The 20,060-nt window shown below is 72.9% G+C and carries 19 protein-coding genes and 1 riboswitch; of the genes, 6 read left to right on the top strand and 13 right to left on the bottom strand.

All coding sequences use genetic code 11. From position 1 onward, the window contains the following. Nucleotides 1-56 precede the first annotated feature (56 nt). The 3 genes from ACN269_RS03405 to pdhA are packed head-to-tail and all read right to left on the bottom strand — an operon-like array spanning nucleotide 57 to nucleotide 3,684. Complete coding sequence (locus ACN269_RS03405; protein ID WP_421476185.1) at nucleotides 57-1,499, bottom strand: dihydrolipoamide acetyltransferase family protein; 1,443 nt, start codon at nucleotides 1,497-1,499, stop codon at nucleotides 57-59. Continuing rightward, nucleotides 1,484-2,488 carry an alpha-ketoacid dehydrogenase subunit beta gene (locus ACN269_RS03400; protein ID WP_421476183.1) on the bottom strand — a complete coding sequence of 335 codons (1,005 nt, stop codon included), beginning with the start codon at nucleotides 2,486-2,488 and terminating at the stop codon, nucleotides 1,484-1,486. Before ACN269_RS03400 ends, ACN269_RS03405 begins: the two co-directional genes overlap by 16 nt. Then, nucleotides 2,485-3,684: a pyruvate dehydrogenase (acetyl-transferring) E1 component subunit alpha gene (pdhA, locus tag ACN269_RS03395; protein WP_421476181.1), complete on the bottom strand. Its 1,200-nt coding sequence runs from the start codon at nucleotides 3,682-3,684 to the stop codon at nucleotides 2,485-2,487. Before pdhA ends, ACN269_RS03400 begins: the two co-directional genes overlap by 4 nt. A 136-nt stretch (nucleotides 3,685-3,820) precedes the next feature. On the opposite strand from pdhA, the gene ACN269_RS03390 reads away from it, so the two are divergent. Next, a complete protein-coding gene (locus ACN269_RS03390; protein WP_421476180.1) occupies nucleotides 3,821-4,264 on the top strand; it encodes an Lrp/AsnC family transcriptional regulator in 444 nt (147 codons plus the stop codon). A 1-nt stretch (nucleotide 4,265) separates the two neighbouring features. On the opposite strand, the gene ACN269_RS03385 is transcribed toward ACN269_RS03390, so the two are convergent. The 4 genes from ACN269_RS03385 to ACN269_RS03370 are packed head-to-tail and all read right to left on the bottom strand — an operon-like array spanning nucleotide 4,266 to nucleotide 8,489. Next, nucleotides 4,266-5,237 carry a DNA polymerase domain-containing protein gene (locus ACN269_RS03385; protein WP_421470963.1) on the bottom strand — a complete coding sequence of 324 codons (972 nt, stop codon included), beginning with the start codon at nucleotides 5,235-5,237 and terminating at the stop codon, nucleotides 4,266-4,268. Nucleotides 5,238-5,274: 37 nt separating this feature from the next. Further along, a complete protein-coding gene (locus ACN269_RS03380) occupies nucleotides 5,275-6,582 on the bottom strand; it encodes an acyltransferase family protein (protein WP_421470962.1) in 1,308 nt (435 codons plus the stop codon). A gap of 21 nt (nucleotides 6,583-6,603) precedes the next feature. Next, entirely contained in the window at nucleotides 6,604-7,575 is a 972-nt protein-coding gene (locus tag ACN269_RS03375; protein ID WP_421470961.1) for an NAD-dependent epimerase/dehydratase family protein, read from the bottom strand. Nucleotides 7,576-7,598: 23 nt separating this feature from the next. After that, complete coding sequence (locus ACN269_RS03370) at nucleotides 7,599-8,489, bottom strand: glycosyltransferase family 2 protein (protein WP_421470960.1); 891 nt, start codon at nucleotides 8,487-8,489, stop codon at nucleotides 7,599-7,601. A 208-nt stretch (nucleotides 8,490-8,697) separates the two neighbouring features. Between ACN269_RS03370 and ACN269_RS03365 the strand changes: the two genes are divergently transcribed. The 4 genes from ACN269_RS03365 (at nucleotide 8,698) to ACN269_RS03350 (ending at nucleotide 12,496) form a co-directional block, all read left to right on the top strand. Continuing rightward, the gene (locus tag ACN269_RS03365) at nucleotides 8,698-10,257 is read left to right on the top strand and encodes a glycosyltransferase family 39 protein (RefSeq protein WP_421470959.1); all 1,560 of its coding nucleotides are present in this window, start codon (nucleotides 8,698-8,700) and stop codon (nucleotides 10,255-10,257) included. Nucleotides 10,258-10,317: 60 nt separating this feature from the next. Beyond that, complete coding sequence (locus ACN269_RS03360; RefSeq protein ID WP_421470958.1) at nucleotides 10,318-11,049, top strand: histidine phosphatase family protein; 732 nt, start codon at nucleotides 10,318-10,320, stop codon at nucleotides 11,047-11,049. Further along, nucleotides 11,033-11,902, top strand: coding sequence for an NAD(P)H-hydrate dehydratase (locus ACN269_RS03355; RefSeq protein ID WP_421470957.1), 870 nt, complete (start codon nucleotides 11,033-11,035; stop codon nucleotides 11,900-11,902). Before ACN269_RS03360 ends, ACN269_RS03355 begins: the two co-directional genes overlap by 17 nt. Nucleotides 11,903-11,995: 93 nt before the next feature. Next, nucleotides 11,996-12,496 carry a hemerythrin domain-containing protein gene (locus tag ACN269_RS03350; protein ID WP_421470956.1) on the top strand — a complete coding sequence of 167 codons (501 nt, stop codon included), beginning with the start codon at nucleotides 11,996-11,998 and terminating at the stop codon, nucleotides 12,494-12,496. Between the two features lie 61 nt (nucleotides 12,497-12,557). Here ACN269_RS03350 and ACN269_RS03345 read toward each other — a convergent pair whose 3' ends face one another. Further along, on the bottom strand, nucleotides 12,558-13,364 hold the full coding sequence (locus ACN269_RS03345; RefSeq protein WP_421470955.1) for an SDR family NAD(P)-dependent oxidoreductase: 807 nt from the start codon (nucleotides 13,362-13,364) through the stop codon (nucleotides 12,558-12,560). Nucleotides 13,365-13,501: 137 nt separating this feature from the next. Next, nucleotides 13,502-13,591: riboswitch (ZMP/ZTP riboswitch) on the top strand. Between the two features lie 18 nt (nucleotides 13,592-13,609). Between ACN269_RS03345 and ACN269_RS03340 the strand changes: the two genes are divergently transcribed. Continuing rightward, nucleotides 13,610-15,046 (top strand): glycine hydroxymethyltransferase, encoded by a 1,437-nt coding sequence (locus tag ACN269_RS03340; protein ID WP_421470954.1) that lies wholly within the window; start codon nucleotides 13,610-13,612, stop codon nucleotides 15,044-15,046. Between the two features lie 116 nt (nucleotides 15,047-15,162). On the opposite strand, the gene ACN269_RS03335 is transcribed toward ACN269_RS03340, so the two are convergent. The 5 genes from ACN269_RS03335 to ACN269_RS03315 are packed head-to-tail and all read right to left on the bottom strand — an operon-like array spanning nucleotide 15,163 to nucleotide 20,044. Next, nucleotides 15,163-15,423 (bottom strand): hypothetical protein, encoded by a 261-nt coding sequence (locus ACN269_RS03335; protein ID WP_007460594.1) that lies wholly within the window; start codon nucleotides 15,421-15,423, stop codon nucleotides 15,163-15,165. Continuing rightward, complete coding sequence (locus tag ACN269_RS03330) at nucleotides 15,423-16,739, bottom strand: aminotransferase class I/II-fold pyridoxal phosphate-dependent enzyme (RefSeq protein WP_421470953.1); 1,317 nt, start codon at nucleotides 16,737-16,739, stop codon at nucleotides 15,423-15,425. Before ACN269_RS03330 ends, ACN269_RS03335 begins: the two co-directional genes overlap by 1 nt. Before the next feature lie 4 nt (nucleotides 16,740-16,743). Continuing rightward, nucleotides 16,744-17,844 carry an alpha-hydroxy acid oxidase gene (locus ACN269_RS03325; RefSeq protein ID WP_421470952.1) on the bottom strand — a complete coding sequence of 367 codons (1,101 nt, stop codon included), beginning with the start codon at nucleotides 17,842-17,844 and terminating at the stop codon, nucleotides 16,744-16,746. After that, the gene (locus ACN269_RS03320; RefSeq protein WP_421470951.1) at nucleotides 17,837-18,823 is read right to left on the bottom strand and encodes an alpha/beta hydrolase; all 987 of its coding nucleotides are present in this window, start codon (nucleotides 18,821-18,823) and stop codon (nucleotides 17,837-17,839) included. Before ACN269_RS03320 ends, ACN269_RS03325 begins: the two co-directional genes overlap by 8 nt. A gap of 9 nt (nucleotides 18,824-18,832) precedes the next feature. Then, nucleotides 18,833-20,044 (bottom strand): cytochrome P450, encoded by a 1,212-nt coding sequence (locus ACN269_RS03315; RefSeq protein ID WP_421470950.1) that lies wholly within the window; start codon nucleotides 20,042-20,044, stop codon nucleotides 18,833-18,835. Between the last annotated feature and the right edge of the window lie 16 nt (nucleotides 20,045-20,060).

Raw genomic sequence — 20,060 nt, 5'->3', positions numbered from 1 at the left:
CGGGAAGCGGCGGCCCCGACGCCGCGCAGGCGGCGTCGGGGCCCCAGGGGTACGCGTCAGACGGCGGCGATCAGCAGCGCCGGGCGCTCCACGCAGTCGGCGACGTGCCGCAGGAAGCCACCGGCCACCCCGCCGTCGCAGACCCGGTGGTCGAACGTGAGGCTCAACTGGGTGACCTTGCGGACGGCCAACTGCCCGTCGACCACCCACGGCTTGTCCACGATCCGCCCCACTCCGAGCAGCGCCGCCTCGGGATGGTTGATGATCGGCGTGGAGCCGTCCACGCCGAACACCCCGTAGTTGTTGAGGGTGAAGGTGCCGCCGGTGAGCCGGGCCGGCGCGAGCGTACCGGCCCGGGCCGCGGCCGTGGTCTCGGCCAGCGCGGCGGCCAGTTCGGCGGTGGTGAGCCGCTGGGCGTCCCGCAGCACCGGCACCAGCAGGCCCCGGTCCGTCTGCGCGGCGATACCCAGGTGCACGCCGGCGGACTGGACGATCCGCTGACCCTCGGTGTCGACACGGGCGTTGAGCTGCGGGTACCGGCGCAGGCCGCTGAGGCAGATCCGGGCCAGCAGGGCCAGGATGCTCACCGGGGCGTCGGGCGTCGCCGCGTTGATCGCCGCCCGGGTCTCCAGCAGCCCGGTGGCGTCCACGTCGACCCAGATGGTCACCTCGGGAATCTCCCGCCGGCTGCGGGAGAGCTTGTCGGCGATGACCTTGCGGACGCCGGTGAGCGGCACGACGACGTCGCCGTCCCCGACCGGGGCCGGGGCGACGTGCGGGTCCGGCACGGCGGCGAGCCGGGCGGCGGGCGCGGTGAGCGCGGCCTCCACGTCGGCGCGGCGGATCACCCCGCCGGGTCCGGTGCCGTGCACCGTGGCGAGGTCGACGCCGCGCTCGCGGGCCAACCGGCGCACGATCGGCGAGATGACCAGGGCGCCCGTCGGCCGCGCCGGGCCGCCGGATGCGGCCTCTCCGTCGGGGGTACGGCCGACCGTCGGGCCACCGTCGGACCCGGGAGCGTCGGACCGGGAGGTGGCAGGCCCGGTCGCGTCGGACGCGGTGGCGTCCGCCGGGCCGACGTCGGCCGGGTCCGGGGCGAGGGCCAGCCGGGGCCGACGTCGACGCCGGGTGGCCCCGCCGTGGCCGGTGCCGTACCCGATCAGGACGTTGCCGGAGCCGGCCCGCTCCTCCTCGCGGTAGGTGGCGTGCCCGGCGGGCTCGCCACCGTCGCCGTCTAGCGGCGCGATGGTGATCAACGGCTGGCCGACCGGGCGTACCTCGCCGGCCGCGCCGTGCAGGGTCACGACCCGTCCGGCGTACGGGCAGGGCACGTCGACGACCGCCTTGGCGGTCTCCACCTCGACCACGCTCTGGTCCACCTCGACGACGTCACCGACGGCGACCCGCCACTCGACGATCTCGGCCTCGCTCAGCCCCTCGCCCAGGTCGGGCAGGAGAAAGACCTGGGTCCGCTCGACGGTGGTCATGCCGCCGCCCAGCGCGCGTCCGGCTGGTCGTCCCACTGGAGGCAGGCGACGGCGTCGAGGACGCGGTCCACGCCGGGCAGGTGGGTGTGCTCCAGCATCGGCGCCGGGTAGGGGATGTCCAGCCCGGCCACGCGCAGCACCGGGGCGTGCAGCGCGTGGAAGCAGCGCTCCTGTACCCGGGCGGCGATCTCGGCGCCGACGCCCGCGAAACCGGGGGCCTCCTGGATGACCACGCACCGGCCGGTGCGCCGGACCGAGGCGGTGACGGTGGCGTCGTCGAACGGCACGATGGTGCGTACGTCGACGACCTCCAGGTCCCAGCCCTCCTCGCGGGCGGCCTCGGCGGCCTCCAGGGCGACCGGCACCGCCGGCCCGTACGCCACCAGGGTGGCGTCGCGGCCCGGCCGGCGCACGACAGCCCGGCCGAACGGCGCGGTCCGCGTCGGCAGGTCCGCGTCGGCGCTGGCGAAGTAGAGCTTCTTGGGCTCCATGAAGACCACCGGGTCGGGGTCGTCGATCGCCTCGCGCAGCAGGGAGTACGCGTCGTCGACGGTCGCCGGGGTGACGACCTTGAGGCCCGGGGTGTGCGCGTAGTACGCCTCGGACGAGTCGCAGTGGTGCTCGACCCCGCCGATCCCGCCCGCGTACGGCACCCGGATGACGATGGGCACGCTGAGCGCGCCCCGCGTGCGGTTGCGCAGCTTCGCCACGTGCGAGGCGATCTGCTCGAACGCCGGGTACGCGAACGCGTCGAACTGCATCTCGACGACCGGCCGCAGCCCGGACATGGCCAGGCCGACGGCGAAGCCGACGATGCCGGCCTCGGCGAGCGGGGTGTCGAAGCAGCGGTCCTCGCCGAAGCGGGCCTGGAGGCCGTCGGTGATGCGGAAGACGCCACCGAGCTGCCCGACGTCCTCGCCGAAGACGACGACCTTCTCGTCGGCGGCGAGCGCGTCGGCGAGCGCGGTGTTGAGGGCCTTCGCCATGGTGGTGGCCATCAGGCGGCACCGTCCTCGTCGGTCGCGGCGGCCAGCTCGGCGCGGACCTGCTCGCGCTGCTCGACGAGCTGCGGGGTGGGCTCGGCGTAGACGTGGTCGAACAGGCTCAGCGGGTCGACCGTGGGCTGCTCGTTCATCCGGGTCCGCAGGTCCGCCGCGTACGCCTCGGCCTGCTCGGCGATCTCGGCGACCGCCGCGTCGTCGAGCACCCCGCGGGCGCGCAGGTAGGTCTCGAGGCGGGCGACCGGGTCCCTGTCGCGCCAGGCGTCGACCTCGGCGCCGTCGCGGTAGCGGCTGGCGTCGTCGGCGTTGGTGTGCGGTTCCATCCGGTAGGTGTGCGCCTCCACCAGGAACGGCCCGTTGCCGGCGCGGGCGTGCGCGACCGCGCGGGTCAGCACGGCGAGCACGGCGACCGGGTCGTTGCCGTCGACCTGCTCGCTGGGTACGCCGTAGCCGACGCCCTTGTACGCCAGCGACGGCGCGGCGGTCTGCCGGGACAGCGGGACGCTGATGGCGTACCTGTTGTTCTGCACGAAGTAGACGACCGGCGCTTTGAACACGGCGGCGAAGTTGATGCCCTCGTGGAAGTCGCCCTCGCTGGTCGCGCCGTCGCCGATGAAGGCCAGCGCGACGGTGTCACGCCCCTGGTAGGCCTCACCGTGGGCGAGGCCGGCGGCGTGCACGCACTGGGTCGCGAGGGGGGTGCACTGCGGTGCGGTGCGTACCTGGGTCGGGTCGTAGCCGCAGTGCCAGTCGCCGCGCAGCAGGGTGAGCACCTCGACCGGGTCGATGCCTCGGGCAACCAGCGCCATCGATTCGCGGTAGGTGGGGAACACCCAGTCGGTGTCGCGGACGGCCAGCGTGGCGGCCACCTGGCACGCCTCCTGGCCCCGGGACGACGGGTAGACGGCGAGGCGGCCCTGCTTGGTCAGCGCGGTCGCCTGGGTGTCGAACCGGCGGCCGAGCACCATCCGGCGGTACAGCTCCCGCAGCGCCTCGACGGGCGGCTCCGGGTAGTCGGTGCGGGCCGGCAGCGGCGTGCCGGTCTGATCGAGCAGGCGGACCGGTTCGGCGTCCGGCAGCAGCGGACGCGCCGGGTCGGGCGGGGTGACCGTCCGACGGGCGCGCGGGGATGCCCTGCGGACCGCCTGGGGTGTGGTCGTCACGGCGGGACCTCCTGGGACGTGTGGTGAGCCTATGCTTCCGCCTGACGGATGATTGACTCAAGATCCACGACGAAGGCGGGACGTTTGGCATGCGAGAGGCAGACCGGTGAGCCAGCAGACCGAAGACGAAGCGGGCCGGGCGACCGGAGCGGGACGATCGGCCCGAGCCCTGGACGAGGTCGACCGGCGGATCGTGGACGAACTGGTCCGCGACGGGCGTACGTCGGTGCGCACCCTGGCCGAGCGGATCCACATCTCGCGCACCAACGCGTACGCCCGGGTCGAGCGCCTGGTGCGCGACGGCGTGATCACGGGATTCCGCGCCCAGGTCGCGCCCGAGGCGGCCGGGCTGGGCACCTCGGCGTACATGGCGTTGACGATCGAGCAGAACACCTGGCGGGAGGTGTCGGCCGAGCTGGCCCAGGTGCGCTACGTCGAGCACGTCGCGCTACTCAGCGGCGAGCACGACGTGCTGGCCCTGGTCCGGGCGCCGGACAACGCCGCCCTGCGGGACGTCGTACTCGACCGGGTGCAGCGCATCGCCGGGGTGCTGTCGACACGGTCGTGGCTGGTCTTCGAGGAGTTCGAGGGCACGCAGAGCCCCTGGCAGTAGGTCACCGCTCGGGCGGCGCCTCCAGGCCCTCGCGGTCGGCCAGTTCCAGCAGCGGCTCCAGCGAGTGCCGGTCGCCGTCCAGGCCGGCGTGCGGGTCGCCACGCCCGGCGAACCGGGCCGGCATGGTGAGCACGTCGAAGTCCTCCGGACGGGCGTCGTCCAGCTCCGCCCAGTCCAGCGGCGCCGACACCAGCGCCCGGGGCGTGGGCCGGATCGAGTAGGCCGACGCCATGGTGTGGTCGCGGGACATCTGGTTGTAGTCGACGAAGACCGGCCGGTCCCGCTGATCCCGCCACCAGGTGGTGGTGACCAGCTCGGGCAGTCGACGCTGCATCTCGCGCCCCAGCGCGAGCACCGCCCGGCGGCACTCGCCGAAACTCCACCGTGGCTCGATCGACAGGTACACGTGCAGGCCCCGCCCGCCGGTCGTCTTCGGGTAACCGGTCATGCCCAACTCGGCGAGGAACGCCCGCACCTCCCGGGCCACCGGCACCACCTGCTCGAAGCCGATGCCGGGCAGCGGGTCGAGGTCGATGCGCAACTGGTCGGGGCGCTCCACGTCGCGGGCGGACACCGGCCACGGATGAAATCGCAGGGTGCCCAGGTTGGCCGCCCAGATCACCACGGCCAGCTCGCTCGGCGCGACCTCGTCGGCGGTCCGGCCGCTCGGGAACGTGATGTGCGCGGTGCGCACCCACTCGGGCGCGCCCGCCGGCAACCGTTTCTGGTAGAAGGCATCGCCGCGGTTGGTCTGCCGGGTCGCGATCGTCGCGCCCTCGAAGACGCCGCGCGGCCAGCGTTCCAACATGGTCGGCCGGTCGCGCAGCGCCCGCAGGATGCCGTCGCCGACCGCCAGGAAGTAGCGGACCACGTCCAGCTTGGTCAGCCCACGTTCCGGGAAGTACGGCTTGTCGGGGCTGGAGACACGGACCAGCCGCTCCCCCACCCGGATCTCCTCCGCCGCCGTGGCCACGCCCCCGAGGGTACGACGTGGGGGCGGACCCGGTGGGCTACCGCCCGGTCACCAGCGTGGCGTGCTGCTGCGGCAGCTCCTCGGTCGGGCCGCCGACCGAGGCCGGCTGCGACGTCCCCGGCGGCTCCTCGGCCACGGCGGTCTGCTGCTCCGCCGGCACCGGCTGCGTCGACCGGCGGGCCACGAAGCCCGGCGTCCAGTCCTTCAACCGCAGCGCCGGCCGCTCGACGAGCTTCCACGAGACGAACGCGGCGACGAAGGCGACCGCGAGCGACATCGCGGCGAACGGGACGTACCCCCAGCGGCTCCACCCCAGACTCGCCATCACCTGCTGGCCGACGAACCCGTAGATGTAGATGCCGTACGAGTAGTCGTTCTTGCGGCCCACCCAGTGCAGCTGGCGGGGCATCCGCACCGACAGCCACACCAGCAGGTACGCGAACGCCGGCAACCCGATGACGAAGAAGCCGCCGAAGAGCAGGGACAGCCCCAGGGCCACGGCCGAGCCGATACCCAGCGCGTCGTTGATCGGCACCCGCTCCCGGTAGAGGTCCAGGGTCGCGCCGAACGCGAACAGGAAGCCCAGGTAGACGATGTAGTGGAAGCTCATCACGCCCACCAGGGGCGAGTCGAAGGTCCAGCTCGCCGTGGACGCCGGCCCGCTGAGCCGCCCGGAGCTCACCCAGTCCTGCAGGATGCTCAGGTAGAGCGCGACCGTCAGGAAGAGCACGAACCGGCGGGCGTTGCGCAGCACCGCGGTGATCGCCAGGACGCCCACCACGACGTAGCAGAACATCTCGTACTTGAGCGACCACAGGGCGCCGTTGAAGACGCTGGAATTACTCTTCTCACCCCACGGGGTGCTCTCGCGCAGCAGGTCCCCGATGCCGTACTGGCGCACGCCGGTCCACCAGTTGGCCTGCAGGTAGGCCAGCGGGCCGCCCCGGTCCCAGGCGTTGTCGAAGAAGCCGGCCGTGGTGCCGTGCTCGCGCAGGGCGACCAGCGGGGCGACCACCAACGCGGTGATCAGCAGGCACACCCAGAGGCCGGGGAAGATGCGCAGCGCGCGGTGCCAGGCGTAGCGGATGATGCCGGTACGCCTGGCGCTGCGGGTGATCAGCAGACCGGAGAGCACGAAGAAGCCATACACCGCCATGGTGCCGACGTTGGTCTGCCGGCCGGTCAGGTGGTAGCCGAGGTCGTTGGCACCGAAGCCGAGCGGCTTGGAGTGCGACAACACCACGCCGATCGCGAGGCAGAGCCGGATGAGCCCGATGCCGTTGCTGCGGCCGGAGAGCAGATCGGCGAGCGTGCCACGGGAGCGGACGAGGGCGGGGGTAGTCATGCGGTCAGGACCTCTCGACCATCAGGCGGGCACCTCGGCGCCGGCGTGCTCCCACAAGTGCTTCATTTCGGTGTGCAGATCATCGCTCGGCGACCAGCCGAGCACCTCGGCGGCGAGCCCGACGTCCAGCCGCTGCCAGCTCGTCTCGGCCGGGCCGGTGTGCTCGGCCTCGACCAGATCGGTCGGCACCCCACTGACGTCGATGAGGAGCTGGACCATATCACGGGCGCTGGCGGCGACTCCGCGACCGATGTTGATCACGTGACCGGCCGCTGCGGGCCGGGTCGTGGCCAGCAGTACGGCGGCGACCACGTCGCTCAAACCCACGAAGTCCCGCCGCGAGCCCAGCGGGGCCAGCTCCAGCCGGGCCCGCTCGCCGGCGCGCTGGGCGTCGCGCAGCCGACCCGCGACCACGCCGAGCAGGCTGTGCCCGGGCTGGCCGGCGCCGATCACGTTGCCGACCCGCAGCGTGACGCCCTCGATCAGGCCTGCCCGGTGGGCCTCGGCGACCGCCGTGGTGCAGCGCAGCTTGAACTCGCCGTACGCCATCACCGGCGCGGGTCGCAGCCCTTCGGGCATCGACTCCTCGACCGGCACCAGCCCGTACTCGTGCACGCTGCCCAACTGGACCACCCGGACCCGTCCGGGCAGCCGGCCGGCGGCCTCGATCAGCCGCTCGACCAGGGTCACGTTGACGGCGAGCATCTGCGCGTCGTTGAGCCCCCACATCCCGCCCGCGGAGTTGACCACCACGTCCGGTTCGAGGTCGCGCAGCAGCGCGGTGATCTCGTCCACGTCGGCGGCCGCCAGGTCCAGGGCGCGCACGTCGACACCCGGCCCGATCTCGCGCGGCGTACGGGCCACGGCGATGACGGTGTGCCCCGCGTCGGCCAGCGCCCGGCAGATCGGGCGGCCCAGGAAACCGGTGCCGCCGAGCACCACCACCCGCCGCCGGGCGGCCTCCGGCGTCGGCTTCCGCTGCTCGATGATCATGGCGCCTCCCTGGCTGTGGTCGCTCAACGGCCCGGCCCGAACGCGTGCCGCGACAGGCTCTTCACACCGGTCATCCGGCCGGCGAGGACGGCCGTCGGCAGCAGCGTGATGGCGTGCAGCCGGGACGACATGTAGCGACGGGCCGCCCGTGCCGCCCGAGGCCAGCCCTGCTCGTCCATCCGCCGGGCGACCTGCACGAAGTACGCCCGCGCCTCGGTGAACCGGGTGCCGGTGATCGCGTCGGCGGCGGACTTGCTCACCGCGTGCCGCCGGTACTGGAAGCACAGGGTGGTGTCGATGGCCATCTGCTCGCCGCGTTGGATCAGGTCGATCACCAGTGCGAGGTCCTGGATGACCTGGAACTCCTCGCGGAAGTCGACAGCCTTCAGGGCGTCCGTCCGCCAGCAGATCGACGGGAAGTAGAACCAGCAGCCGCGCAGCAGGCTGGCCGCCAGGTCCTCGCCACCCATCAGCGTCCGGGACTCCACGCGCGGGGCGTAGAGGCGACGCTTCGCCTCGTCGACGATGGTGTTGACCACGGTGCCCTCGGCGTCGATGATCTCGACCCCCGGCTGCACCATCCCGACGCCCGGGTACTGCTCGATCACCGATCGCACGGTCGCGACGTAGTTGGGGTGCATGATGTCGTCCGTGCCCATCATCACCAGGTACTCGTGCTCGGCGAGGCCGACGCACTTGCGGTAGTTGCCGGTGATGCCGAGGTTGCGCTCGTTGCGCTGGTAGCGGACCCGCTCGTCGGTGATCTGCGCGAACCACTCCGGCACGCCCGGCTCGGTGCCGTCGTCGACCACCGTCAGACGCCAGCCCGGATCACTCTGTGCCATCACGCTGCGCACCGCCGCCTGCATGAGCGGCACACTCCCGTAGTACGGCAACATGATGTCGACAATCATCGGTTCCCCGGGCCTTACTCTGCGTGGTGGATGTGCGCGACGGGCGCGGGCCACATTATCAGGCATGGCGTCCGAATCCAGTACCGGCGATCCGGCCCCGGGGCTCGCCGCGCCACCACCGGCGGTGACCGGACGACGGGTCCTCCGGCGACCACGCCGACGGCTATCATCGTCGCGCCCACTCCCCGCTCGCCCCGATCGGACGCCGATGCCAGACCGCGCCGTCACCACGGACGCGCCTCCCGCGCCTACCGACGCGGGGCCGCCCCCGCCCGCCACCGGGTCGGAGGAACGGCGACTCCCCCTCGCCCGCCGACTCGTGCTCAGTGTCTGGTTCTGGCCCACGGCGTTCGCGGCCCTCGCGGTCGGCTGGCGTCTCGGCAGCCCGGAGATGTGGCACGACGAGCTGGTCACCGTCGACGTGGCGACCCGCTCGACCGGGCAGATCCTGGGGATGCTGGCGAACGTCGACGCCGTGCACGGGGCCTACTACCTCTTCATGCACGTCTGGACGAGCCTGTTCGGCACCGGCCCGGCCGTCGTACGGCTGCCGTCGGCGCTGGCGATGGTCCTGGCGACCACGTGCGTAGCGCTGGTCGGACGCCGGATCTTCGACCGGACGGCGGGTGTCGCCGCCGGGTTCGTCTTCGCCCTCGTGCCCACCGTCACCCGCTTCGGGCAGGAGACCCGGTCGTACGCCTTCGTGGTTCTCGCCGCGGCGGCGGCCACGCTGTTCCTGCTGCGGGCGCTGGAGCGCCCGGGATGGCTGCGCTGGATCGCGTACGCGCTCGCCGTGGCGGGCATCGGCCTGGTGAACGTGGTGGCGCTCACGCTGCTGCTCGGGCACGGGGTGGCCGTCCTCATCCACTCCTGGCGGGAGCGCCGCTGGTGGTCGCTGGCCTGGTTCGCGCTCGCCACCGCCGCCGGGGTGGGCATCGCCGCCCCGGTGATCCTGCGCGGTATGAAGCAGGCGGGACGGCAGATCAGCTGGATCCCGGACAGCGCGCCGTGGACGGTCTGGGAACAGGTCTTCGGCTCGGTGCTGCTCGCCGCCGCGATCACCGCGCTGGCCGTGGTCGGGGTGCTGACCCACCTGCGCCGCGACGCGGCCGCCCGGACGGCCGCCGCCGCGGTGATCGCCGCGCTGCCGCTGCCGGTGATCCTGGTGGCCTCCACCGGCGACATCAACTACTTCTTCTCCAAGTACCTGCTCTTCCTGGTGCCGGCATGGGCGGTGCTCGCCGGCGGTGCCGTCGCCGCGTTGCGCCGCGCGCCACTGGTCGCGGTGGGGGTGGTGGCGCTGGCCGCCCTCAGCGTGCCCGGTCAGCTCGCGCTGCGCGGCGAGTACTCGCACGGCTGGTACACGTACCCACAGAAGCGCGCGTTCGCGCCGCTGTCCTACTCGCAGGCGGCGCGGGTCATCGAGGCCGGCTACCAGCCCGGTGACGGCCTGGTCGCGGGTGGACCGTGGTGGTGGATGCACGAGCCCGGGGTGCGCTACTACCTCCCCGCCGACATCTCGCCGCGCAACGTCTTCCAGCAGCGGTCGGCCGCCCAGCGCGACGAGTTGTTCGGCGCGGACTGCCCCACGCCGGCCCGCTGTCTGCGGGACGAGCCGCGGGTGTGGGTGCTGCTGCCCACCGTCACCGACGCGCCGCTGACCGGCCTGCCGAAGAAGCAGGCCGCCGCGCTCGCCGAGCGGTACGAGGTGGTCCGCGTCACGCACGTGACCGGGCTGACCGTGGCCCTGCTGCAACGGCGCGGCTGAGTCGACGCCCGACCCGGCGCGGCACGGTTACCCCGTGCCGCGCCCGGGTAGGGGGTCGGCATGGCGGAACTGGCGACGCTCTGGATCATCCGGCACGGGGAGAGCACCGCGAACGTGGCGGCCACCCGGGCCGAGGAGACCGGCGCGGACGTGATCGCGCTGAGCCACCGCGACGCCGACGTACCGCTCTCGGACACCGGCGAGGAGCAGGCGCGGGCGACCGGACGCTGGCTCGCGGGTCTGCCCGAGGACCGACGGCCGGACGTCGCGGTGGTGTCGCCGTACCTGCGGGCGGTGTCCACGGCCGAGCTGGCGCTGCACGGCACCGGAGTGCCGGTGAGCCGCGACGAGCGGCTGCGGGACCGGGAGCTGGGCATCCTGGACGGACTGACCGGGCACGGGGTGCGCCGCCGTTTTCCCGACGAGGCGGAGCGCCGTGACCGGCTGGGCAAGTTCTACTACCGGCCGCCCGGCGGTGAGGCCTGGACCGACGTGGCGCTGCGCCTGCGGACGCTCCTCGGTGACCTGCGCCGCGACCACGAGGGCCAGCGGGTCCTGCTGTTCGGCCACGACGCGCTGGTCTTCCTGCTGCGCTACCTCATCGAGGGGTTGACCGAGCCGGAGCTGATGGCGTTGACCCGCGAACACGTCATCGCCAACTGCTCGGTCACCGACTGGTCGGCCGACGGGCAGGGCCGGCTGCGGCTGGGCGGTTTCAACGAGGTCGGCCACCTGCACCGGCAGGGCGCCGAGGCGACCAGGGAGGACGAGATCCATGCCGAACCGGTCTGAGGTGCAGGTGATCACGCCGGCGTTGCTGCGGGACTGGGCGCTGCCGGTGCCGGCCGGGGGCAAGGAGAGCCGGGGCACCGTACTGGTGATCGGCGGCTCCCGCTTCACCCCCGGGGCGGTCCTGCTCGCCGGGGTGGCCGCGCTGCGCGCCGGCGCCGGGGTGCTGCAGCTCGCCCTCGCCGAGTCGACCGCCGCGACGCTGAGCATCCAGGTGCCCGAGGCACTGGTGGTGGGGCTGCCGGAGACGTCCGACGGCGCGGTCGCCGCCGACCGGGCCGGCCAGCTCGGCGAGTTGGTCACCGCGGCCGACGTGGTGGCCCTGGGTCCGGGGTTGACCGGCATCGACGAGACCGGCCGACTGCTCGACCTCGTCCTGGAAGCGGCCGGGCCGCACACCCCGCTGGTCCTGGACGCGTACGCGCTGGGCGCGCTCAGCCACGAGCCGAAGCTGCTGGTCGGCTCCGGTCGCCCGGTGGTGCTCACCCCCAACGTCACCGAGGCCGGCCACCTGCTGGGCCGTGACCCCGGTGACGACCTGAGCGCGGAGGCCGCCGAACTGGCGCACCGGTACGACGCCGTGGTCTCGCTCTACGGGCACGTGGCCGCCCCGGACGGGCGCGGGTGGCGGGAGGAGAGCGGCGACGCCGGCCTCGGGACGTCCGGCAGCGGGGACGTGCTCGCGGGCCTGCTGGCCGGGCTGCTGTCCCGGGGCGCCGACCCGGCGCAGGCCGCCTGTTGGGGTGCGTTCGCGCACGCCGTGAGCGGCCAGCGGTTGATTCCCCGGTACGGGCGGATCGGTTTCCTGGCGCGGGAACTGCTCGACGAGATCCCGCGCACCCTGGCCACCGTCTGACCAGGCGATGTGAGCCGGATTCGGCTGTTTCGCCACTCCGGCTCGGGGTACCGGATCGACACCAGCCGAGCTACCGACCAAGGGGGCACACCGGTGTCGACCGATGCCATCGTCCTGCTCAAAGAGGACCACAAGGAGATGCGCCGTCTGTTCAAGGCCTTCCAGGACGCCGAGGAGGGGCCGGCGGCCCAGCGGCAGAAGCTGGTCAACCAGATCCTGGAAGCCCTGACGGTGCACACCTACCTGGAGAACGAGGTGATGTACCCCGAGGTCCGTCGGCTCCTGCCCGACCTCGAGGACGACATCCTCGAGTCGTACGAGGAGCACCACGTGGCTGACGTGCTCTGCGCCGAACTGGCCAGCATGGACGCCGACGACGAGCGCTTCGTCGCCAAGACGACGGTGCTGATCGAGAACGTCACGCACCACGTGGAGGAGGAAGAGCAGGAGTGGTTCCCCAAGGTCCGCGAGGCGTTGGGCCGTAAGCAGCTCCAGGAGATCGGCGAGAAGATGATCGCGTTGCGCGCGGACGCGCCGCGTACCCCCACCCAGCCCAAGGCGATCAAGAAGGCGCTCGACGCGGTGACCGCCTGAGGCGGGGCGTACGCACCGAGAGGGCCCGGCACATCGCCGGGCCCTTCGTCGGTTCCGGGGGTCAGTCGCCCGAGCCCGGCTCGGCCATCCGGCGGTGCTGCTCGGACTTGAGCTTGTCCGGGATGATCTTCCCGGCGGCCGTCTGCACCTTGTTGATCAGCGAACCCGCCGTGACGGTCTGGTCACCCTTCATCATCGCCGCGAAGCCCTGCGCCGCGACCTCGGCCGGGTCGTCCTTCTTGCCGGAACCCACCCGGGTGTCCCGCATCTCGGCCCGGTCGAAGAAGGCCGTGTCGGTCGGCCCGGGCATGAGCGCGGTCACCGTGACGCCGGTGTCCTTCAGCTCGTTGCGCAGCGCCTCGGCGAAGGACTGTACGAACGACTTCGACGCGTTGTAGACCGCCTGGAACGGGCCCGGCATCGTCGAGGCGATGGACGAGGTGAACAGCACCCGGCCCGCGCCCCGCTCGACCATGCCCGGCAGCAGCCGCTTGGCCAGGTGCACCGTCGAGCGTACGTTGAGGTCGACGATCTCCAGCTCGTCGCGCAGGTCGGTACCGCCGACGAACGCGCCGCCGGCGCCCCGGCCGGCGTTGAGCGCCAGCGCGTCCAGGGGGCGCCCGGTAGCGGCGACGGCGCTGGCCAGTTCCTCGACGCCCTGCTCGGTGGAGAGGTCGACGCGTACCGGATGGATCTCGGCGCCGCCGTCGCGGCGCAGCTTGTCGGCGGCCGCGGTGATGCCGTCGTCCTCGGCGGCGACGACCAGGTCGAAGCCGTGCGCGGCGAACTGCCCGGCCAGCTCGTAACCGATTCCGCTGGACGCCCCGGTCACCAGTGCGAACGGCCGGCCGGTGGTCGGTGTGGTCATGGGAGTCGACTCCTCTCGTGGACGGGACCATCGCGCCCGTGCCGGCGCGACGCCCCCTGATCCCATGCCCGGGTGGGGTCGGTTCAACCACCCGTCGGGAGGTCGGCCGGGCCGGCCGGGGCCGGCCCGGTAGGATCGGCGCGGGCCGTTACTGGCGCGTTGGGATGGAGAACCATCGGGGAGCGGCCCCGTCACGAGGACGTTTGCCGAGCGCCTGGGCCTTCCGCACGTTCGTAGGAGGTCGCATGTCGCGCAACGCCGAGTCCACCGCATTCCGGAGCGCCCTCGAGGTGATCCGGGCTGTCGAGCCGCGGGTGGCCGACGCCATCGGCGCCGAGCTGACCGACCAGCGGGAGTCGCTCAAGCTCATCGCCAGCGAGAACTACGCCTCCCCGGCGACGTTGCTGGCCATGGGCAACTGGTTCAGCGACAAGTACGCCGAGGGCACCGTCGGCCGCCGCTTCTACGCCGGCTGCCAGAACGTCGACACCGTCGAGGCGCTCGCCGCCGAGCACGCCCGCGAGCTGTTCGGGGCAGCGCACGCGTACGTGCAGCCGCACTCTGGCATCGACGCCAACCTGGTCGCCTTCTGGGCGATCCTGGCCGACCGGGTGGAGTCCCCCGCCCTGCGCAAGGCCCAGGTACGCCAGGTCAACGACCTCACCGAGGCGGACTGGTTCGCGCTGCGCCGCGAGCTGGGCAACCAGCGGATGCTCGGTATGTCGCTGGACGCCGGCGGCCACCTCACCCACGGCTTCCGGCCGAACATCTCCGGCAAGATGTTCGACCAGCGCAGCTACGGCACCGACCCGGAGACCGGCCTGATCGACTACGACCGGGTGGCCGAGGCGGCCCGTGAGTTCAAGCCGCTGATCCTGGTGGGCGGCTACTCGGCGTACCCCCGGAAGGTGAACTTCCGGATCCTGCGGGAGATCGCCGACTCGGTCGGCGCGACCTTCATGGTCGACATGGCCCACTTCGCCGGCCTGGTGGCCGGCAAGGTGTTCACCGGCGACTTCGACCCGGTACCGCACGCGCACATCGTCACCACCACCACCCACAAGTCGCTGCGCGGCCCGCGCGGCGGCATGGTGCTCTGCCAGCCGGAGCTGGCCGACCAGGTGGACCGGGGCTGCCCGATGGTGCTCGGCGGTCCGCTGCCGCACGTGATGGCCGCCAAGGCGGTCGCCCTGGCCGAGGCCCGCCGCCCCGAGTTCGCCGACTACGCCCAGCGGATCGTGGACAACTCGCAGGCCCTCGCCGAAGGGCTGCTGCGGCGGGGCGCGAAGCTCGTCACCGGCGGCACCGACAACCACCTCGTGCTGATCGACGTGTCCGGGTACGGGCTCACCGGTCGGCAGGCCGAGCAGGCCCTGCTCGACTCGGGCATCGTCACCAACCGCAACTCGGTGCCGCAGGACCCGAACGGCGCCTGGTACACCTCCGGCATCCGGATCGGCACCCCGGCGCTGACCACCCGTGGGCTGGGCACCGCCGAGATGGACCAGACGGCCGAGCTGATCCACACCGTGCTGACCCAGACCACGGCCGGCGCGAACGCCGACGGCACCCCGTCGAAGGCGAAGTACACGCTCGACGCCGACCTGGCCGACAAGATCTCCCGCCAGGCCGCCGACCTGCTGGCCCCGCACCCGCTCTACCCCGCCGTCGACCTGACCTGACCGGTCGCCCGCGCGTAGGTTCGCGTCGATCATGGAGTTGTGGTGCCCGGTTCGGGGCGGGTGGCGACAGTTGTCCACCACCACAACTTCATGATCGACGCGGATGGGGGGCGGGGTTAGTTCAGGGGGCGTTTGAGGTGGTAGCGGTGGACCTCGGTGCTGCCCTGGACGTTGTTGACGTCCTCGGCCGCCGACACCAGCTCCCAGCCCTCGCGGCCGGCGCGGTTGAGGTGCGCGATGGCCGTGTCGCCGTAGGCGGTGATGTCCTTACGGGACCCGTCCGGGCCGTACCAGACGAACGAGACGGTGAAATTGCGACCCTGTCCCTGATAGCGACGAACGAGCAGGGCGTACTCCCAGGCAACCATGCGGCCCATTATGACCGTCCATCCAGGAGCACGTCGCGGACGAGGGCGGCGAGTCGATCCAACCCGACGTCGATCTGCTCCGGCGTCACCGCGCTGACCGACAGCCGCAGCGCGCGCACCGGCGCGGTGTCGTCGTAGAAGTGCGCCATCGGCGTCCACAGCACGCCGTAGTCCCGCCCCGAGATGTCCAGCAACACGTCGTCGACGACGAACGGCACGGTCACCACCACGAAGAACCCGCCGGCCGGCACCGTCCAGCGCACCTGCGGCCGGTCCGCGAAACGCCGGGCCAGGCCGGCCACCAGGTGGCGCAGGTTGCGGGCGTACGCGGCCCGCTCCCGGGTGTTCGCCGGCACCAGGCTGCACCCGTGCTCCAACAGCCGCCCACCGATCACCGCCTGCGCGAGCGGTGAGGTGTTCACGGTGACCATGCTCTTGATCATGGCGAGCTGGTCGGCGAGCGGCCCGACCCGGCCGTCCGGGCCGGCCACCCGCTGGTCGGCGACCACGTAGCCGACCCGCGCCCCGGGCAGCACCGTCTTGGCGAAGGAGCCGAGGTAGACCACCCGCCGATCGGTGTCCAGCGCCTTCAGGGTGGGCGGACGCGGCCCGTCGGCGACGGCGAACAGCCCGTACGGGTTGTCCTCCAGCAGCAGCAGGTCCTCCTCGGCGGCCAGCGCCAGCAGCCGCTGCCGGTCGGGCACGTCGATGCTGGCCCCGGACGGGTTGGCGAAGTCCGGCATCACGTAGCAGGCACGGGGCCGCAGGCCCGCCTCCCGGGCCCGGTGGACCTGGGCCCGCAGGTCCGCGAGGTCCACTCCGGAGGGTCCGTCGGCGACCGGCCACACCGGCAGGTCCACCAGTCGGGCTGCACCGGTCAGCCCGACGTAGGTCGGCGCGACCGCCAGCAGCACGTCCGTCGGGCCGGTCCGCAACGCCCGCAGCACCAGGAACATGGCCTCCTGGCAGCCGACGGTCACCACCACGGCCTCCGGGTCGACCGTGATCCCCTCGTCGAGGGCGAGGTTGCGGGCGACGAGGTGGTGCACGATGCCCTTGGTCCGGCCGTACTGCAACAGCAGCCGGCGCGCCTGCTCGGGCGAGTGCCCCCGCTCGTCGACGAGGTGCCGGTGGAACGTGTCCAGGTGCCGGTGCACCGCGGCGACGTCCAGGAACTCCTCGTACGGGCGGCCGGCGGCGAGCGACACCGCCTCCGGATACCGTTCGGAAACCTCGTTGAGGAAGTTCATCGAGGTCAGCGCCGGGTCACCGAGCGCGGGGTGCAGATCGGCGACGGCGAGGTCGGCCGGTTCGGTGCCGTCCACCGGCTCAGTCCGTCCGCAGGGTCCGCAGCCCGGCCGCCGCGGCCGGGTCGGCGCAGCCCGCGAGGGTGAGCGCGTCCCGCACCTCGGCGGCGAGCAGCGCCAACGCCTCCTGCGCGCCGCACCGCCCCCCGACGGCCAACGCCCAGAGCAGTGGCCGGCCGACCAGGACGCCCGCCGCGCCCAGTGCCAGCGCCCGCAGCACGTCGGTGCCGCCCCGGATGCCGCTGTCCAGCAGCACCTGACACCCGTCGCCGACCGCGTCGACGACCTCCGGCAACATGGTGACGCTGGCCGGGGCGCCGTCCAACTGCCGGCCTCCGTGATTCGACACCACCACCGCGTCCGCACCGATCCGGACCGCCTCGACCGCGTCACGGGGGTCCAGCACCCCCTTGACGACCAGCGGCAGGTCGACGTGCTCGCGCAGCCACGCCAGGTCCGCCCAGCGCAGGGCCGACTCGAACGAGGCGTCGGTGTGCGCGGCGATCGCCGATTCACCGGGGACGCCGGTGTGGGCGAGGGTGTCCCGGCCGTACGGCAGGTTCGCGGCGACCACGTCGACCGGCAGCCGGAACGCGTTGCGCAGGTCGCGGGGGCGTCGGCCGAGCACCGGGACGTCCACGGTGACGACCAGGGCACGGCAGCCCGCCGTCACGATCCGGGCCAGCAGATCGCGGACCAGAGCCCGCTCGCGCAGCCAGTAGAGCTGGAACCAGACGTGGGCGCCGGTCGCGGTGATCTGTTCGATCGGCGTGCTGCTCAGCGTGCTCGCCACGAACGGCACGCCGGCCGCGCCGGCCGCCGCCGCGAGGCCGGCCTCGCCGTCCGGGTGCACGAGCCGCTGGTAGGCCATCGGCGCCACCCCGACCGGCAGCGCGTACGACTCACCGAGCAGCCGTGCGCCGGTGTCCACCACATCCGGGCCGCGCAGCACCCGGGGCAGCACGGCGACCCGGTCCAGCGCGGTCCGGTTGGCGGCGAGGGTCACCTCGGCCGCGCCACCGCCCGCGACGTAGTCCCACACGTCCGGGGCCAGCACCTCCCGCGCCCGTTCCCCGTACTCGGCGAACGTCACCGGCCGGTCGGCCAGCACCCGCTCAACCACCGCGGACCGCCGTGCCCTCCGGTCCGACCGGCGTCGCCTCCCGATCCGTTGGCAGCCCGAAGCGGTCCCGCAGGAACGCGGCGGCGCTGTCCTGTGCGCGCCGGCCGTCGGTGAACACGCCGGGCATGGCGAAGAACCCGTGGATCATGCCCGGGTAGTGGTCGACGCGGGCGGGCACCCCGGCGGCGCTGAGTCGCTCGGCGTAGCGCTGACCCTCGGCGCAGAGCGGATCCAGCTCGGCGGTGATCACCAGGGCCGCCGGCAGGCCGGACAGGTCGTCGGCGCGCAGCGGCGACGCCAGCGGGTCCCGCGCCTGCGCCTCGTCGGTGAGGTAGTGCGTGCGGTACCAGGCCACCGAGTGACGGTTGAACAGGGTCGGGTCGTCGTCGACCGGGCCGGACGGCTCGCCGCCGATGTCGGTGTTCGGGTAGACCAGCAGTTGCCCGGCGAGCGTCGGCCCGTCCGCCCGGCAGAGCAGGCTCACCGCGGCGGCGAGGTTCCCACCCGCGCTGTCCCCGCCCACCGCCAGCCGCGACGGGTCCACACCGAACCGGTCGGCGTTCTCGGCGATCCAGACGGTCGCGGCGTGGCAGTCGTGCACGGCGGCCGGGAAGGGGTGCTCCGGGGCGAGCCGGTAGCCGACGGTCACCACCTGGCAGGGCACCGCGTTGGCCAGTCGACGGCAGATCCCGTCGGCGGTGTCGATGCTGCCGAGGGTCCAGCCGCCGCCGAAGAAGTACAGCAGGGTGGGCAGCGGACCCGACCCGGCCGGCCGGTACACCCGGATGGGCAGGTCACCGTCCGGACCGGGGACGTGCTCGTCGCGTACCTCGGCGACCTGCTCGACCGCGCCGCCGCCGGCGCGGATCGCGGCCAGGTCGGCGGCGCGCGCCTCGGCGAGGGTCTGCGTGTACAGCGGCGGTGTGCCCGCCGCGGCGCGGGCGGCGCGGTAGGCCGCCACCTCCGGGTGCAGGGCCATGCTGATCTCCTATCCGCCGGTGCTGACCAGCAACTTGTCGATGCCGCGCAGGAAGAGGCTGCCGCTGTACGTCGGGGTCTCGGTGACCGTGAGCTGGGGGAACCGGACGAACAGGCGGGGCAGCGCGAGGCGTCCCTCCAGCCGGGACACCGCCGCGCCCAGGCAGAAGTGCAGGCCCACCCCGAAGGCCAGGGACGACGGGCCGGTACGGGTGGGGTCGAAGACGTCCGGGTCGGGGAACCGCGCCGGGTCCCGGTTGGCCGCGCCGATGATGATGAGCACGTTGTCGCCCTCGGCGACCGGCACCCCGGCCAGCGCGGTGTCCTCCGGCGCCGCCCGGGCGAGGAAGTGCACCGGGCTCTGCAGGCGCAGCACCTCGTCGACGCACCCGACGGCGAGGGCGTCGTCGGTGGGCAGCGCCGCGACCGCGCCCGGGTGGGCCAGCAGCAGCGGCAGGCCGTTGCTGAACATGTAGACGGTGGTGACGAAGCTGGCGTTGAAGAGAACGATCAGATTGCTGATCAGCTCCTCCTCGGTCAGCTCCACCTCGCCCGCGCCGACCGCCTCGACCAGGGCGCTGATCAGGTCCTCGCCGGGCGTACGACGGCGGTGGGCCAGCAGCTCCCGGTAGAACACCCGCAGCTCCTGAGCGGCGGTGTTCGCGGCGGCGAGGCGCTGCGGGGTCTTCCCGGCGACGTCCAGGAACTCGTCGATGCGCTCCACCCGCTCCCGGTACCAGGGCAACTCCCCCGCCGGGATGCCGATGAACTCGGCCATCACCAGCGCCGGAATGGGGTACGCGAAGTCGGCCACGAAGTCGACGACGCTGTCACCGGCGTCCGCCATCTTGTCCAGCAGCTCGTCGACCACACGCAGGATCACCGGCTCCAGGGCCCCGAGCCGGCGCGGGGTGAAGGTACGCGAGAAGACGTGGCGCATCCGGGTGTGGTCGGGCGGGTTGATGAACATCATCGAGGTCTGGAAGGTGCGCAGGATCTCGTGCTCCTCCCAGCCGGGCGGCGGCTGTTTGGTCCACCGTGGATCGCGCAGCATCTGATCGATCAGGTCGTAGCCGACCGCCACCGCCGCCACGGTGCGGTGCTCGGCACGCGGCGGCACCGCGCTGACCGGCCCGAGCCGGTGCAGGCGGGCATACCACGGGTACGGATTCTGCCGGCCCTCTTCGCTGTAGAGGCCGGTGAGCAGGTCCTGCACCGTCACGACGTACTCCTCCCCA

Origin of the sequence: Micromonospora sp. WMMD736 (assembly GCF_049179015.1) — a bacterium.
Classification (GTDB): domain Bacteria; phylum Actinomycetota; class Actinomycetes; order Mycobacteriales; family Micromonosporaceae; genus Micromonospora.
This window is presented reverse-complemented; position numbering and strand designations above follow the sequence as displayed.